Below are 15,958 nucleotides of genomic sequence, written 5' to 3' on the forward strand. Positions count from 1 at the left end.
GCGGTGAGCCTCGTCAGGTGCGACGGCGTCGTGCAGATCTACCGGGCGCAGGACGTCGAGGTCGTCGCCCTGCGCGACGTGGACCTGGTCATCGACGCGGGCGAGACGGTGGCGCTGCTCGGCCCGTCCGGCGCGGGCAAGTCGACCCTGCTGTGGCTGCTGGCGGGGCTGCTGCGGCCCAGCGCGGGCCGCCTGTGGCTGGACGGCACCGACCTCGGCCGGCTCGACCAGCGCGGGCTGGACCGGCTGCGGGCCACGCACATCGGCATGGTGCTGCAGAACCCGGCACGCAACCTCATCGGCCACCTGTCCGCCGCCCAGAACATCGCCTTCGCCCAGCGCGCGGCGCCCAGGGCCCGCCGCGGGAGCCGCACGCGGGCGCGCGAGCTGCTGGCCAGGGTCGGCCTGGCGGCCGAGGCCGACCGCCCGGCCGGGCGGATGTCGGGCGGCGAGCAGCAGCGCCTGGCGCTGGCCGTGGCGCTCGCCAACGCCCCCCGGCTGCTGCTGGCCGACGAGCCCACCAGCCAGCTCGACGAGGAGTCGGGCCGGCGGGTGATCGAGCTCGTCCAGGACGTCGCCGCCGACGGCACCACCGCGGTCGTGGTCACCCATGACCCCTCGGTGGGCGAGGCGATGAGCCGTACCGTGACGATCAGGGACGGCCGGGTCGGCGCGGAGGGCCGGCGCGGCGAGGACTTCGTGGTCGTCGGCCGCGAGGGCGCCGTGCAGGTGCCGCCCGAGTACCACCGGCTGCTGCCGCCCGGCTCCATGGCCAGGATCGAGGAGCTGGAGGACGGCATCGCGCTGCGGAGGGCCGAGCCGTGATGATCCTGCGCGGCCTCTGGGAACGCCGTACGCTCTCGCTGGTCGTGCTGCTCATCGCGGTCGTGCCGATCGCCTCGGCCGCCGTCGGCCCGATCTACTCCGCCGCCGCCCGCACCACCATCGCCAGGGACGCCGTGACGGCGGCCCCCGTGGAGGGGCGCGGCTGGCGCTACACCACGCCCCAGGGCGACGTCGAGGCGAAGGTCGCGGCGTTCACGGCGGGCGCGGACTTCACCACGAGGCCGATCCTCGGCATGGAGATCACCAGCGGCCGGCGCGGCGCCGGGGGTGCCGACCGGCGCGCGTTCTCGCTGGTCTGGCAGGACGGGCAGTGCGCGCACCTGACGCTCGTCGCGGGCCGCTGCCCCCGCGCGGGCGGCGAGGTGATGGCCAGCCAGGCAACCGGGTTCGAGGTGGGCCGGACCGTCGAGCTGAGCTCGATCATGAAGACCGGGGCCGGCGCCACCGGGCGCGACCCGGCGCCGCTCACCGTCGTCGGCGTCTACCGGCCCGGCCAGGCGGACGACCCCTTCTGGTTCGGCCGGACGTTGTTCTCCCCCACCGGCGAGCCGGGCCAGGACAAGGCGGATGCCCTGTTCACCGTGCCGCAGACCCGGTGGGACACGTACGTCATCGGCGGCGGCGTCGTCGTCGGCGCCCACGACGAGACGAGCGGCTGGACGGACTACGCGATCGTCTCCATCGACCCCGCCCGGCTCGACGGCGCGGACGTGGACCGGCTGGCCGCCATGCAGGCCGCCGCCGAGAACGCGGGCCGCACCAGCAGGGACATCGTCTTCTCCCGGGTCGCCGACACGCTCAAGGTCATGACCGCCGGCACCGACTCGCTCGGCGTGCCGACGCTGCTGGTGATCGCGCAGCTCGTCGGGCTCGGCTGGATGTTGCTCTTCCAGACCGTCGGCGACCTGGTACGGGCCCGCGGCGCGGAGATCGCGCTGGCCCGGCTGCGCGGGCTCGGCCGGGCGCGGGTGTGGCTGTTCGCCCTGGCCGAGCCGCTGCTGCTGCTGGCCGCCGCGGTGCCGCTCGGGCTGCTGGCGGGGCGCGCGGCGGCGGGCGCGATGATCGGCGCGCTGCTGCCGCCCGGCATCCCGGTGTCCTTCCCGCCGGAGGCGGCCCTGGCCGGGATCGCGGCCATGCTGGGCGGGGTGCTGGCCGCCGCGCCGGTCGCCTGGCGCGTGACGACGCGGCCGGTCACCGAGGAGTGGCGGCGCACGCCGCGCAGGTCGGCGCGTGGCTGGGTGCTGGACGCCGTGGTGCTGGCGGTCACCGCGCTGGGGCTGGTCGAGCTGCTGGCCACCGGGGTGCTCGCCGACGTGTCGGGGCGCAGCTCCGGCGCGATGGCGGTGCCCGGCCTGATCGCGCTGGGCGTGGCGCTGCTGGCGAGCCGGACGTTGCCGGTGCTCACCCGGCGGCTGTTCGGGGTGACCCGGCGGCGTGGCGGGCTCGGGCCGTTCCTGGCGCTGCGGCAGGTCGCGAGGGGGCCGGTCACGGTGGGCAGCGTGGTCGTGCTGGGGGCCGCGTTCGGGCTGGCCACGTTCGCGGTGTCGGCGTGGAGCGCCACGTCGGGCGACTACGCGGAGGCGGCCAGGTTCCACAACGGCGCGGCCACCGCGATCACCGTGCGGCCGGTCGAGCCGAGCCGGCTGGCCGCCGCCGTGGCCGCCGCCGACCCCGGCGGCCGGACCGCCGCTCCCGTGGTCGTGCTGCCGGGCCCGCCCCAGCTCGTCGCCGCCGACCCGGCGCGGCTGGCCGCGATCGGCGCGGCCTGGCGGCCTGGTCTGGCCGGCGGCACGTCGCTGGAGCGGGCCGCCGCCGCGCTGGAGGGGCCGCGGACGCCGCGCGTGTGGCTGCGTGGCGACCGGTTCCGGGTCGAGGTCGAGCACGACCGGCCGCCGGAGGGCTGGCGGATCCGGCTGTCGGCGGTGATCCGCGTGCCGGGGACGCTGCGGCCCGCGCAGCTTCCCCTCGGCGAGCTGTCCGGCGAGTCGGGCACGCACGCCTGGAACCTGCCGGCGGCCTGCGCCCAGGAGGCGTGCGAGCTGCGGGCCTTCCGCGGCGAGCCGGTGCCGCCGCCGCAGTTCGACGACCCCGCGTACGTGCGGGTGTCCGTCACCGGCATGGCCGTACGTGAGAAGGGCCGCTGGCGCGCCCTGGGAACGCCCGCCTGGCGGGTGGACGAGGACCCGGACGCCCGCGCCGGCACGTTCGCGATCACCATGACCGGCAACCAGACGATGCGCCCGGCCACCTACGACCCCGAGCCGGCCGCCGTGGCCGTCGGGCCGGTCGGCAGGAAGGCGGTGCCGGGCCTGGACCAGAGCTACGCCGGGCCGGTGCGGGCCGTGGTGAGCGCGTCCGCCGCGCCCGGCCTGACCGACGCGGGCGTGCTGATGGACCTGGAGCAGGCCGACCGGATCGCGTACGGGGTGCACGACAAGGCCGTCCACCAGGTGTGGACCAGGCTGGCCGACACCGCCGCGCTGGAGCGGGAGCTGGAGCGCCAGGGGTTGTCGGTGGTGTCGCGGCGGCACGTGGCGGACCTGGCCGCCTCCTACGCGGGGCAGGGGCCGGGGCTGGCGCTGTTGCTGCTGCTGGCCGCCGCGCTGGCGGCCGCCGCGCTGGCGCTCGGGCGGACCGTCCTCGCCCTGCACACGGCGGCCAGGAGGCGCGGGTACGAGCTGGCCGCGCTGGAGGCCGCGGGCGCCCGGGTGGCCGCGCTGCGGGTCGCGCTCCTGCTGGAGCAGGTCATCACGGTGGCCACGGGCACGCTGGCGGGGCTGGCGGCCGGGCTGCTGGCGGCGTGGGCGGCGCTGGGCCGGATCCCGCAGTTCGCCGCGGCGCCGGTGACGCCGCCGCTGCCGCACGAGGTGGCGGCGGCGCCCGTCGCGCTCGTCGTGGGCGCCGCCCTGCTGGTCAGCCTGCTGGCCGCCGTGACCGTGGCGGAGCTGCTGCTGCGCGGCATCCGCGTCGAACGCCTCCGCGAAGCCCCCGCCTGAGGCCGCCCGCCTGAGGCCGCCCGCCTGAGGCCGCCTGCCTAGCTCCCGGCGGGCTGCCTGGTCATCTCCGCCATGAACGCCCTGGCCATCGGCAGCACCCCGCCCATCGCCTCCTTCTCCGGCATGAGCCGCACCTCGGGCGAGTTGGTCGCCGCGTCCCGCGGCCGCTGGTGACCGGAGTAGTCGACGCGCACCACGACCGCGCCCTTGCGCATGAGCACCGAGCCGCTGGAGGCCGCCACATCGCCGTGCCGGGTCTGCACGAACTGCTGGTATGCCTGGTCGCCGAGGTCCTTGAGATCGACCAGCTCGCCCCAGGTGATGCCGCCCATGGACGAACCGGCCATGTTCTTGTCGCTGCCGCGCTGGGTGGCGTAGTACGACTTGGCGCCGGTCTCGTCGGCCGCGCCCGTCCGGTCGCTGAAGCGGTGGACGGTGATCAGCACGCTGCGGATCTTCTTCGTGTCCGCGCCGTCGCCCGGCAGGTCGAGGTTGAGCCAGCGGCACTCGGTCTGGGAGTCGCCGCCGTCCTCCAGGCCGCGGGCCCGCGTGGTCGGGTCCGGCACCAGCTCGGTGGCCTTGGCGCCGACGGCCTGGCAGGCGGCGGGGAAGGCGGCCAGGACGGTGGGCGAGGCCGACGCCTTGGGGGTCGGCGAGGCGGTGGCCGCGGGCTGGTCGGCCTTGGCCAGCACGTCGGGGTTGCTGGCCCGCCAGGTGGCCACGCCCTTGGCGAAGTGCGCGACCAGGCCGCTCACCTCGCGCAGCGCGTTCTCCTCGGTGATCGACTGGCGGGTCTCGTTGGAGAGGATCTCCGCGTCCTTCTTCTGCTGGTCGGCCTGGAACTTGACCTCGATGGTGAAGTCGCCGACCCGGGCGTGCGCGGTGCCGAAGGAGTACCACAGCAGCTTGTCGCGACGCCAGGTGTACTGGGCGAACGCGCCGTCGCCGACGCCGGGGACGTCCTTGAGCGGGGAGATGTACTCCTTCTCGTCCGGGTCGAGGGACGGCTTGGCGGTGGCGGCGTACTTGCCGCCGCGGTACTCCATCTCGTAGGAGTTCTGCGCGAGCGAGCGGCCGGTCCTGGCGCCCTCGCCCTTGTACTGGGCGACCTTGACGTCGATCTCCCTGCTGCGCCAGTAGTCGCCGAAGGAGATGCGGCGGTTGGACCAGTTGCAGCCGAAGTCGACCGTGAACTCGCCGTCCCTGGAGCTCTTGGCGACCGTGGCGTCGGGCACCAGGCGGTCGGCCTCCTCCTTGGGCAACATCGCGCACACGTCGGGGCCCTTCGCGCCGGCCGCGGCGGGGGCGGACGAGGACGACGACGGCCTGCCGCTGCTGCTGCTCGCCGGCGGGTCCGCCGGGGCGTCGTTCCCGTACAGCGCGAACGCGCCGACGCCGCCGGCCGCGACCAGGACCACCACGCCTGCGGCCAGCGCGGGCATCAGCCACCCCGGCCGCCCGGCCGACCCCGGCGGCGGAACGTGCGGCACGGTGGTCCCGTGGGGCGGGACGGCGGGTGGGGCGGGGGGCAGGACGGCAGGCGTGACGGCGGACGGCGGCCCCGGCCGCCACCCCGCCGGCGCCTCCTCCCCCACCGGGGGAAACCCCTGAGGCGGCATGCCCGGAGGCGGCATGCCCGGAGGCGGTGGTCCTTGAGGAGGCGGGCCCTGAGGGGGCGGGCCTTGCGGAAGCGGCGGGCCCAGGTAGGGCGCCCCCGGAGCAGGCGCGCCGGGAAGCCACGCACCGGTGTGGGGCATCCCCGGGGGCTGGGCCGGGCCCGGACGGCGCGCTTCAGAAGGCAGCGGTCCGTGCGCGGGTGGCACCCCAGCACCCGGCGGAGGCGCGTCAGGAGGGAGCAACGGGCCGTACGAGGCCATGCCCGGGGCCGGCACCCCGGGCCCCTGCGGGGGCACGTCGGCGGGAAACGGGCCGGGGTGCGACGCCATGCCGGGATGGGGCGCCGGGTTGGGGTGGGATACCGCACCGGGGTGGGACACCCGGTCGGAGTGGGGCCCGGCCGGGAAGGGCGGGCCCTGCGGGGGCGTGCCCGGAGACGGAGCGGGAGCCGGGTAGGGGCGCATACCCGGTCCGGGCGGGGACGGCACGCCCGGCGATCCCGCCGGTCCGCCGGCCGGCGGCGCGGGGCGCGGCCCATAGCCCTCGCCCTGGCCGCCGGGACCGCCCTGGCCGCCGGGACCGCCCTGGCCGCCGGGACCGCCCTGGCCGCCGGGACCGCCTTGGCCGCCGGGACCGCCCTGGCCCCCGTCCCGCTCGTCCCACTCGTCCCACCCGTCCTGGGCGGGGTATGGGTACGGGGTGGTCGGCGGCTCGTGCTCGCTTCCGGGATTCACTGGCGGGACTCCTGCGATCGCCCTGACGTGCGGGAGGTCATGCTGGTCACACCCCTTGCAAGATGATCCTGCGGCCTCGGGACGGTCACCTGCTCAGGGCCGCGGCGACCAGGCGTGCCGCCGCGACGGCCGTCTCCTTGTCCGCCGGCTCGGAGGCCGGCACGTCGTCACGGTGCCAGACCACTTCGCCGAGCAGGTTACTCGTCCGGAAGAGCAGCACGCTGTCGGATCTGCCGCTTTTGTTGGTGTTGATGTAGAACGTAAAGCTGTTCTGGAGGATGGCCGCCTCCCCGACCCCCGCCACGTCGGCCACCGAGCCGCGCGTGACCCGCCCCTCGGTGCCCTTGCCCGCGGCCCTGGTGGCCCTCTCGCTGGCGAAGCGCCGCTGCGCCACCTGCGGCCCGCCGAGGTCGGCGTCGGGCTTCTCGGCCCAGGCGCGGACGGTCAGCGTACGGCCCGGCTGGTCGCGGACGATCCACTGGCACTCCCCCGGCCGGCTCGCGCTGCGTACCGGCGGGACCTTCATGAGCTGCCCCGCCTGGGCATCGGTGAGGAGCGTGCACGGGTCGGGCGCGGCGGCGTACCGGCCGGTCTCGGCCTGGCCGCCGAGCGCCGCGGCGGCGTACCAGATGCCCGCGCCCAGCACCGCGACGGCGGTGGCGACGGCCGCGGGCAGCAGCCACCCGCGGCGGCCCCGCGGCTCGGGGCCCGCGTCGAGCAGGGCGGTGAGCGCCTGCCTGACCTGCGGCGTGGTCGGCCGGAGCGCCGGGTCCTTGGCGAGCATGGCCATGAGCAGGCTGCCGAGCCGCCGCCCGGCCCTGGCCGGGAACGGCGGCTCGTGCAGCAGCACCGCCGCCGCCACCGCGGCGGGCAGGTCGCGCTCGAACGGCGCCCGCCCCTCCACCGCCGTGTACAGGCTCGCGCCGAGCGACCACAGGTCGGAGGCGGGGCCGGAGGGCTGCTCGTTGAGGCGCTCGGGGGCCATGTAGCCGGGCGAGCCCGCGGTGCCGGCCCGGTCGCCCGGCAGGCCCATGGGGGCCGCGATGCCGAAGTCGGTGAGCATGGCCGTGCCGTCGGCGTCGAGCAGGATGTTGGCCGGCTTGACGTCCTGGTGGAGCACGCCGTGGGCGTGGGCGGCCTCCAGCGCCGACAGCACCCGCAGCCCGATCGCGGCCACCGCCGCCGGCGGCAGCGGCCCCCGTTCGCTGATCAGCTTGTCCAGCGAGCGGCCGGTGACCAGGTCCATGATGATCCACGGCTGCTGGCCCTCCATCACGACGTCATGCACGAGCACGATGGCCGGGTCGCGCAGCCGCCCGGCGGAGCGGGCCTCGTGGATGGCGTGGTCGGTGAAGCGCGCCCGCTCGTGCGGGGTCAGGCCCTCGGGCACGCGGACCTGCTTGACCGCGACCTGCCGGTCGAGCATCTCGTCGATGGCCCGCCACACGGTGCCGGCGCCGCCCTGGCCGAGCCGCTCGATCAGCCGGTAGCGGCCGGCCAGCAGGTAGAGGTCATGCGGCATGGCGCAACGCCTGCTCGCTCGCCCGGGCGGCCTTCAGCGCCGCCTGCTTGACGTCCTCGTCGGTGGGCCGGTCGGAGAGGGTGGAGTACTCGACGCTGACCACGAGGTTGGCCAGCCGGTAGTAGACGTGCGCGGAGTGCACCCGGCCGGTGGGCCCCTTCAGCTCGAAGCCGAACGCCTCCTCACCGAGGCCGGCGATCGCGCGCACCGGGGTCAGCGTGGCCTTCCTGGAGGTCTTGACGCCGATCTCGGGCCAGGTCCAGTCGACGCTGGTGTACTTGCCCCAGTAGCGCTTCTGGTTCTGGAACAGGGTGCGGGCCGAGACCGGGGTCATCGACCACGGGTCCACCGTGTCGGAGTCCTTCTGCACCTGCAGGCCCACGCCGGTGCCGGAGATCGGCCAGCCGCACTTGGGCCCCACCTCGTCGGAACCGGGCTGCGGCCTGGGCGGGCTGGCGGTGCGCAGCAGCCTGCCCACCTCCTCGGAGCCGATCAGCGTGCACACGTTCATGGGGACGGTGAAGGCCGCGGGGACGGCGTCGCCGCCGGCGCCGAGGCCGCGCAGCGCGAAGAAGCCGCCGGCGCCCAGCACGGCCACGAGCGCCACCCCCGCCGAGATCCACAACGCGACCCGGCCGCGCCGCCTGACCCGGCCGGGCGCCGTCAGGCTGTGGTCGGCCGGGAGCCGCGGGGCGGGGCCGCCGGCGGCGACCTGCCGGAGCGCGGGCACGATCACGCGCGGGTCGGGGCGGGTGGCCGGGTGGCGCGCCATCATCGCGGCGATCAGCGGGCCGAGCGGCCCCGGCGCGACCGGCGGCGGCGCCAGCAGCGTGGCCCGCACCCGCTCGGCCGCCGACCCCTCGTAGGCGAGCACGCCGGTCACCGCGAGGTAGAGGGTGGCGCCGAGCGACCACAGGTCGCTGGCCGGGCCGCCGGGGCCGCCCTCCAGCCGCTCGGGCGCGATGAACCCGGGCGAGCCGATCATCAGCCCCTGCTCGGTGAGGGTGGCCTGGCCCTCCTGCCGGGCGATGCCGAAGTCGGTGAGCACGACCCGGCCGCTGTCGGTGAGGAACACGTTGCCCGGCTTGACGTCGCGGTGCTGCATGCCGAGGGCGTGCGCGGCCGACAGCGCCTCCAGCACGTCGGCGCCGACGCGGGCGGCGTGGGCGGGCGGCATGGGGCCGAGCTCGCGGACGGTGTCGCCGAGCGTGCGGCCCCGCAGCAGCTCCATGACCAGCCACGGCCGCTCGTTCTCGACCACCACGTCGTGCAGGGCGACGATGCCGGGATGGCGCAGCCGCGCGGTGGCCTGCGCCTCGCGCACGGCCCGCTTGACCGATGCGGCCCGCTCCTTCGGGCCCATGCCCTCGGGCAGCGTGAGCTCCTTGACCGCGACGTCGCGGTCGAGCATCTCGTCCCTGGCCAGCCACACCTTCCCCATGCCGCCCGCGCCCAGCGGGCGCAGCAGGGAGTAGCGGCCGGCGAGTCTTGCCGCCGACATAAAGGGAAGGGTAACCAACGATCAAGAGGGATGGTTATTCGATCCTGTCGGTCGTTCTCTCTATGGTCTTTGAACGTGGAAGCGGTACAAGGCACTCTCGACGAGCTCGGCACCCCGCTCAGCGAGGTCACCTTCGTCGTGTTCGACCTGGAGACGACCGGCGGCTCGCCCGCCGAGGACGCGATCACCGAGATCGGGGCGGTCAAGGTGCGGGCGGGCGAGGTGCTGGGCGAGTTCTCCACGCTGGTCGATCCCGGCGGGCCGATCCCGCCGTTCATCTCGGTGCTGACCGGCATCACCGACGCCATGGTGGTGGCGGCGCCGCGGATCGAGGCGGTGCTGCCGAGCTTCCTGGAGTTCATCCGCGGGTCCGTGCTGGTGGCGCACAACGCCGGCTTCGACACGCGCTTCGTCAAGGCCGCCTGCGCCGCGCACGGCCATCCCGCCCCGGCCAACCCGGTGCTCGACACCGTCGATCTGGCCCGGCGCGTGCTGACCCGCGACGAGACGCCCAACGCCAAGCTGGCCACGCTGGCCCGGTTCTTCCGCAGCACGGCCGAGCCGTGCCACCGGGCGCTGCAGGACGCCAGGGCGACCGTCGACGTGCTGCACGGGCTCATCGAGCGGGCCGGGTCGTTCCAGGTGCACACGCTGGAGGAGCTCAAGTCGTTCGTCCGCGCGCCCACGCCCGAGCAGCAGCGCAAGCGCCACCTGGCCGACTCGGTGCCGCACGCGCCGGGCGTCTACCTGTTCGAGGACGAACGGGGCGAGGTGCTCTACATCGGCAAGAGCGGCAACCTGCGCAACCGCGTACGCTCCTACTTCACCGCCAGCGAGACCCGGCCACGCATCCGGGAAATGATCGGCATCGCCGAGCGGGTGCGCCACATCGTCTGCGCCACCGGGCTGGAGGCCGAGGTCAGGGAGCTGCGCCTGATCGGCGGCGCCAAGCCCCGCTACAACCGGCGCTCCCGCTTCCCGGAGAAGGTGGTGTGGCTCAAGCTGACGGCCGAGCCGTTCCCCCGGCTGTCGATCGTGCGCGAGCTGAAGGACGACGAGGCCACCTATCTGGGGCCGTTCACCAGCGCCCGCCTGGCCGACGACGCGCGCATCGCGCTGCACGAGGCGGTGCCGCTGCGCCAGTGCACGCAGGCGATCGGGCCGCGCACCCGGCGCCCGGCCTGCGTGCTGCACGAGATGGGCCGCTGCGGCGCGCCGTGCGAGGGGCGGCAGAGCCCGCAGGAGTACGCCGTGCACGTCGAGGCGGCCCGCCGGGCCATGACCCTCGACGCCACGCCGGTCCTGACCGCCGTCCTCGCGCGCATGGAGCGGCTGTCGGCGGAGCAGCGCTACGAGGAGGCGTCGGTCGACCGCGACCGGCTGGCCTCGTTCGTCCGCACGGCGGCCCGCATGCAGCGGCTGAGCGCCCTCACCCGCATCCCGCAGCTCGTGGCCGCCAGCCCGGCCTTCGGCGGCGGCTGGGACATCCACGTCATCCGCTACGGGCGGCTGGCCGCGGCCGGGGTCATGCCCAAGGGCGCCCATCCCACGCCGTTCGTGGCGGCCCTGACGGCCGCGGCGGAGGTCGTCCTGCCCGGGCCCGGGCCGGTGCACGCCGCCAGCGCCGAGGAGACCGAGTGCATCCTGCGCTGGCTGGAGTCGCCGGGGGTGCGGCTGGTGGAGGTCGACGGCGAGTGGAGCCTGCCCGCCCACGGGGCCGCCCGGCACAAGGCCCGCATCGACCTGGCCTACCGCGGGCTCGACGAGGCACGCGGGCGGGAGGGGCGGCCCTTGCGGTGAACCGATAGAGTTGATCCATGGTCACGGCTATCGTCCACATCAATGCCGAGGTAGACCGGATCACGGAGGTCGCCGAGACGATCGCCGAGATCGAGGGCGTCAGCGAGGTCTACTCCATCACCGGCGAGTACGACCTGCTCGCCATGGTCAGAGTGCCGGTCTACGAGCAGATCGCCGAGGTCGTCCCCGGGCGGATCAACAAGGTCGAGGGCGTGCTGCACACCGAGACGCACATCGCCTTCCGCGCCTACTCCAAGCACGACCTGGACGCCGCCTTCTCCATCGGCTTCCCCGAGGCCGACTAGCCCCTCCGCCGACTAGCCCCTCCGCCGGCCGGCCCCTCCGCCGGCTCCCGGGCGGCGGTTCGCCGCGAAGCCGCCCGGACGACTTCGCCTGCCCGCTCACCGTGGCCTGCCCGCTCGCGTGGCGGACCCTCGAAAAAACCGACAGACCCCGAAACCGACAGACCCCGAAAACCGGCGGGCCCGGACGGCCGTGTGGTCGTCCGGGCCCGCGCGGTGTGGCGGTGCGGTGATCAGTGGGTGAGGCTGCGGTCGTCGCCACCGGAGCCGATGGCGGCGTGCTCGTCCTCGCCGTGACCGTGTCCGTGCCCGTCGTCCAGCGGGATCTTCTCCCCGCCGTACGCCCGGGACATCCGCGCGCGCAGCCGGCCGAGCGGCCCGCGCATGCCCTTCGGCGGGATGCCGGCGGCGTCCTCCTCCACCGGCAGCATCAGCACCGGCTGCTTGCCGCGCACGTGGGCCTCGATGTCGTCGGCCGGCGGCGTGTGGACCTCGATGAACTCGCCGTGCGGCAGCCGCTTGATGACGCCCGACTCCACGCCGTGCGAGATGACCGCGGCGTCGGAGCGCTGCAGGCCGAGGCACATGCGGTAGGTGATCACGTACGCCAGCGCCGGAGCGACGAAGATCAGCGCCCGGCCGATGTAGGTCGTCCAGTTGAGGCTGATGTGGAAGTTGGCCGCGATCTCGTCGTTGGCGCCGAGCAGCCACAGCACGCCGTAGAACGTGATGGCCGCGATGCCGATCGAGGTGCGGTGCGGGTTGTTGCGCGGGCGGTCGGCGACGTGGTGCTCGCGCCGGTCGCCGGTGATCCACTGTTCGAGGAACGGGTAGAGCGCCAGGCCCGTCATGACGAGGCCGAGCGGCACCAGCGCCGGGATGATGACGCTCATCGGCAGCGTGCCCGCGTGGGCCGTGCCGAACAGGTTCCACTCCCACGGCGGCATGAGCCGCAGCGAGCCTTCCAGGAAGCCCATGTACCAGTCGGGCTGCGAACCGGCCGAGATGTCGGCCGGGGTGTAGGGACCGAACAGCCAGATCGGGTTGATCTGGGCGAAGGTCGCCAGGCCCGCCACGACACCCAGCGTGAACAGGAAGTACGCGCCGGCCTTGGCCATGAAGGCCGGGTAGAACGGCCCGCCGACCACGTTGGTGTTGGTGCGGCCCTTGCCCGGCATCTGGGTGTGCTTCTGCACCCACATGAGCACCAGATGGGCCGAGACCAGCGCCAGCAGGATGCCCGGGATGAGCAGGATGTGCAGCGAGTAGAACCTCGGGATGACGTCCTCGCCCGGATACTCGCCGCCGAACAGGAAGAACGTGACGTACGTGCCGACCAGCGGCAGCGAGATCGCCACGCCCTCGGTGATGCGCAGGCCCGCGCCCGACAGCAGGTCGTCGGGCAGGGAGTAGCCGGTGAGGCCCTCGACCAGGGCCAGCGTCAGCAGCAGCACGCCGATCAGCCAGTTGATCTCACGCGGCTTGCGGTAGGCGCCGGTGAAGAACACCCGGAGCATGTGGATCATCATGCCGCCCACGAAGAGCAGGGCCGCCCAGTGGTGCATCTGCCGGATCAGCAGACCACCCCGGACCTCGAAGCTGATCTCCAGCGACGAGGCGTAGGCCTGGGACATCATGACGCCCTTGAGCGGCGCGTACGGGCCGTCGTAGGCGACCTCCATCATGCTGGGCTTGAACCAGAGCGTCAGGAACGTGCCGGTCAGCAGCAGGATGACGAACGAGTAGAGCGCGATCTCGCCCAGCAGGAACGACCAGTGGTCGGGGAAGATCTTGCGCAGGTTGCGCTTGAGGAAGTTGGCCCCGCCCAGCCGGTCGTCGAGCCAGCTCGACGGGCCTCCGATGGCCTTGGGCACCTGGTTCAGTTCGCCGCTCACGGCTGGCCTCCGTTCATCCTGGCCTCGGCCTCGGCGTCACCGCGTTCCCAGTAGCTCGGGCCGACGGGCACCTTGAAGTCGCCCTGGGCGATCAGGTAGCCCTGCTCGTCGACGGTGATCGGCAGCTGCGGCAGCGGCCGAGCGGCCGGGCCGAAGACGACCTTGGCGCCGTCGGAGGCGTCGAACGTCGACTGGTGGCACGGGCAGAGAATGTGGTGCGTGGTCTGCTCGTACAGGGCCGCCGGGCAACCCACGTGGGTGCAGATCTTGGAGTACGCGACGATGCTGTCGTGCGTCCAGTTCTTGTTGACGCCGTCCTTGATCTCCTCCGGGCGGAACTTGATCAGGATCAGCGTGGCCTTGGCCAGGGCGTTGAGGTCGTGCTCGTAGCCCTCGGGGACCACCGACAGGATGCCGCCGGGCGAGTTGAAGTCGGCGGCCCTGATGGGCTGGCCGGTGCCCTCGACGACGAGCCTGAGCGGCTTGCCCTCCTTGGTCTTCTCGCCCCAGACCGTGTGGCGCAGCATCTTGTTGAACTTCGCGCCCGGCATCTTGCTGTTGTCGAGGTCGCGCAGCAGCACCAGCGGCACCAGGCCCAGCGGGGCCGCGGCGAGCAGCAGGGTGCGGCGCAGCAGCTTGCGCTTGACGAAGCCGCTCTCGTTGGCGCCCTGCACGAAGGTGTCGGCGACGATCTCGCGGTCGGGCTCGGCGGAGGCCATCTCGTGGCGCTGCTGGATGAGCGCGTACTTGGGCATGATCTGGCGGACCCAGACCGTGATGCCGATCGCCAGCGCCATGATGGCGATGGTGAGCGAGCTGCCCAGCGCGAGGTTGGACGTCCCCGTCGAGCTGGTGGTGCCCACCTGGAACACCACGTAGGAGATGATGAACGCGACGGCCGCGAGGAAGGTGATCGTGAAGCAGAGCGCCACGATCTTCTCCGCCTTGCGGGCCTTCGCCTCGTCCTGGAGCGTCACACCGGGCACGTCCTTGCCGGCGTCGTCCGCTTCCGCGGCGCCGAGCATCGAGGTGCCCGGCGCGGGGGTGCCGATGACGCGCTTGGGTACGCGCTCGTCCGGCTGCTCGATCTCGTGCTCGTTGTCTGTCATGACTTCTGTCGCTTCTTCGCGGTGATCCAGATGGCGGCGAGTACGAGGGCGCTGAGACCCGCCACCCACGCTACGAGACCTTCGGTGACCGGGCCAATACGCCCGAGGCCGAAACCTCCCGGGTCCTGCTGGTCGCGGACGTGCGTGATGTAGGCGATCATGTCACGCTTCTCTTCCGGCGTGATCGTGGTGTCGTTGAAGACGGGCATCGCCTGCGGGCCGGTGGCCATCGCCTCGTAGATCTGCGTCGGGGACGCCGAGTTGAGGTTGGGTGCGTACTTGCCCTGGGTCAGGGCACCGCCGGCACCCGCCCAGTTGTGGCACTGGATGCAGTTGGCGCGGAACAGCTCGCCACCCCGGCCGGGGTCGCCCTGCTTGGGGTCGACCTGCTCGGCCGCGGGCGCCTGCGGGCCGCCGCCGAGCGACTGCACGTAGGCGCCGAGCTGGCGGATGGCGTCCTCGGTGACCCAGGGCGCCTGCGGCTTGCGCGGGGCCTGGGGGCCGGGGTTGGCCGCGGGCATACGGCCGGTGCTCACCTGGAAGTCGACGGCGGCGGCGCCGACGCCGATGACCGTGGGCGCGGTGTTGGTGCCCTCGCCGTTGAGGCCGTGGCAGCTGGAGCAGTGCTGGACGAACAGGCTCCTGCCCTCGGCCACGTCGTCGACCTTGCCCGCCGCGAGGGACGCGTCGGCAGGCCTACCCGCCTGGAAAAAGGCGGCATATACCATCCCGACCAGCGCCAACGCCAAAATCAGGACGGCGTATCTCGCGAGGGGATGCCGCCGCCAAGCGGTGATCCTAGTCACAGAGATCCCGTTCCTTACCGAATGATGTAGATGGTCGCGAAAAGACCAATCCAGACGACGTCGACGAAGTGCCAGTAGTAGGACACGACGATCGCGCTGGTGGCCTGCTCATGCGTGAAGCGCTTCGCGGCGTACGTGCGTCCCAGCATGAACAGGAACGCGATCAGGCCACCGGTCACGTGCAGGCCGTGGAAGCCCGTCGTCAGGTAGAACACCGAGGTGTAGGCGTTAGCGGACAGCGTCGCGCCCTCCGCCGCCAGCTCCGAGTACTCGTACAGCTGTCCGGCGATGAAGACCGCGCCCATGAGGAAGCTGACGATGTACCAGAAGCGGAGCTTGCCGACCTGCCCCTTCTCAGCGGCCCACACACCGAGCTGGCACGTCACACTCGACAGCACCAGGATGATCGTGTTGACCGTCGCGAACGGGATGTTCAGGTGAGCGCCTTCGGCGGCGTGCGCGCCTGCGGGAACGAGCGTGGGGGCCCATTCGAGCCCCTTGCCGACGCTCACCGACCGGATGGTGAAGTACATCGCGAACAGCGCCGCGAAGAACATGAGCTCGGAGGACAGCCAGACGATCGTCCCGACGCTGACCAGGTTGGGTCTGCGGAACGGCTGTGCTGTCGTCGTCGAAGTTATTGCGGATGCTGTCGCCACGGGCAGCATTATTGCGGCTCTGGTGGTCGGTCCGGCGCACGACCCCCCGTTAGCCGGTACAAACCGGTGACCAACCTGGGATAATTGCCGCAAAACGCCCGCCAGGGGCGGTGGCCTGGGTCTGCACGCCGGCACACCGGTACGATCCAGGGTGACCATACCGCTACGACC

11 protein-coding genes are annotated in these 15,958 nt (G+C 73.4%); 4 read left to right on the top strand and 7 right to left on the bottom strand.

Going from position 1 to position 15,958, the window contains the following annotated elements; all coding sequences use genetic code 11:
* The first annotated feature begins 3 nt into the window (after nt 1–3).
* Together AB0H75_RS10525 and AB0H75_RS10530 are read left to right on the top strand one after the other, a co-directional pair.
* Complete coding sequence (locus tag AB0H75_RS10525) at nt 4–825, top strand: ABC transporter ATP-binding protein (RefSeq protein ID WP_367793706.1); 822 nt, start codon at nt 4–6, stop codon at nt 823–825.
* Nucleotides 825–3,842 (top strand): FtsX-like permease family protein, encoded by a 3,018-nt coding sequence (locus AB0H75_RS10530; RefSeq protein WP_367794225.1) that lies wholly within the window; start codon nt 825–827, stop codon nt 3,840–3,842. Before AB0H75_RS10525 ends, AB0H75_RS10530 begins: the two co-directional genes overlap by 1 nt.
* A gap of 38 nt (nt 3,843–3,880) precedes the next feature.
* Here AB0H75_RS10530 and AB0H75_RS10535 read toward each other — a convergent pair whose 3' ends face one another.
* From AB0H75_RS10535 to AB0H75_RS10545, 3 genes are all read right to left on the bottom strand, one after another.
* Nucleotides 3,881–5,332 carry a hypothetical protein gene (locus tag AB0H75_RS10535; protein WP_367793709.1) on the bottom strand — a complete coding sequence of 484 codons (1,452 nt, stop codon included), beginning with the start codon at nt 5,330–5,332 and terminating at the stop codon, nt 3,881–3,883.
* 946 nt (nt 5,333–6,278) lie between these two features.
* Nucleotides 6,279–7,715, bottom strand: coding sequence for a serine/threonine-protein kinase (locus tag AB0H75_RS10540; protein ID WP_367793712.1), 1,437 nt, complete (start codon nt 7,713–7,715; stop codon nt 6,279–6,281).
* Nucleotides 7,705–9,216: a serine/threonine-protein kinase gene (locus tag AB0H75_RS10545; protein WP_367793715.1), complete on the bottom strand. Its 1,512-nt coding sequence runs from the start codon at nt 9,214–9,216 to the stop codon at nt 7,705–7,707. The genes AB0H75_RS10540 and AB0H75_RS10545 overlap by 11 nt, the downstream gene beginning before the upstream one ends.
* 30 nt (nt 9,217–9,246) lie before the next feature.
* Here AB0H75_RS10545 and AB0H75_RS10550 point away from each other — a divergent pair, with 30 nt between their 5' ends.
* Nucleotides 9,247–11,016, top strand: coding sequence for a DEDD exonuclease domain-containing protein (locus AB0H75_RS10550; protein WP_367793718.1), 1,770 nt, complete (start codon nt 9,247–9,249; stop codon nt 11,014–11,016).
* 17 nt (nt 11,017–11,033) lie between these two features.
* Complete coding sequence (locus tag AB0H75_RS10555; protein WP_367793721.1) at nt 11,034–11,321, top strand: Lrp/AsnC family transcriptional regulator; 288 nt, start codon at nt 11,034–11,036, stop codon at nt 11,319–11,321.
* A 230-nt stretch (nt 11,322–11,551) separates the two neighbouring features.
* Here AB0H75_RS10555 and AB0H75_RS10560 read toward each other — a convergent pair whose 3' ends face one another.
* The 4 genes from AB0H75_RS10560 to AB0H75_RS10575 are packed head-to-tail and all read right to left on the bottom strand — an operon-like array spanning nt 11,552 to nt 15,796.
* Entirely contained in the window at nt 11,552–13,213 is a 1,662-nt protein-coding gene (locus AB0H75_RS10560) for a cytochrome bc complex cytochrome b subunit (RefSeq protein ID WP_367793724.1), read from the bottom strand.
* Entirely contained in the window at nt 13,210–14,322 is a 1,113-nt protein-coding gene (locus tag AB0H75_RS10565; protein ID WP_367793727.1) for a Rieske 2Fe-2S domain-containing protein, read from the bottom strand. Before AB0H75_RS10565 ends, AB0H75_RS10560 begins: the two co-directional genes overlap by 4 nt.
* Nucleotides 14,319–15,128, bottom strand: a complete 810-nt coding sequence (locus AB0H75_RS10570) for a c-type cytochrome (RefSeq protein WP_367793730.1) — start codon at nt 15,126–15,128, stop codon at nt 14,319–14,321. The genes AB0H75_RS10565 and AB0H75_RS10570 overlap by 4 nt, the downstream gene beginning before the upstream one ends.
* Nucleotides 15,129–15,142: 14 nt before the next feature.
* Nucleotides 15,143–15,796: a heme-copper oxidase subunit III gene (locus tag AB0H75_RS10575; protein ID WP_367793733.1), complete on the bottom strand. Its 654-nt coding sequence runs from the start codon at nt 15,794–15,796 to the stop codon at nt 15,143–15,145.
* Between the last annotated feature and the right edge of the window lie 162 nt (nt 15,797–15,958).

The organism is Nonomuraea sp. NPDC050783 (assembly GCF_040802095.1).
In the GTDB taxonomy this organism is placed as follows: Bacteria; Actinomycetota; Actinomycetes; order Streptosporangiales; family Streptosporangiaceae; genus Nonomuraea.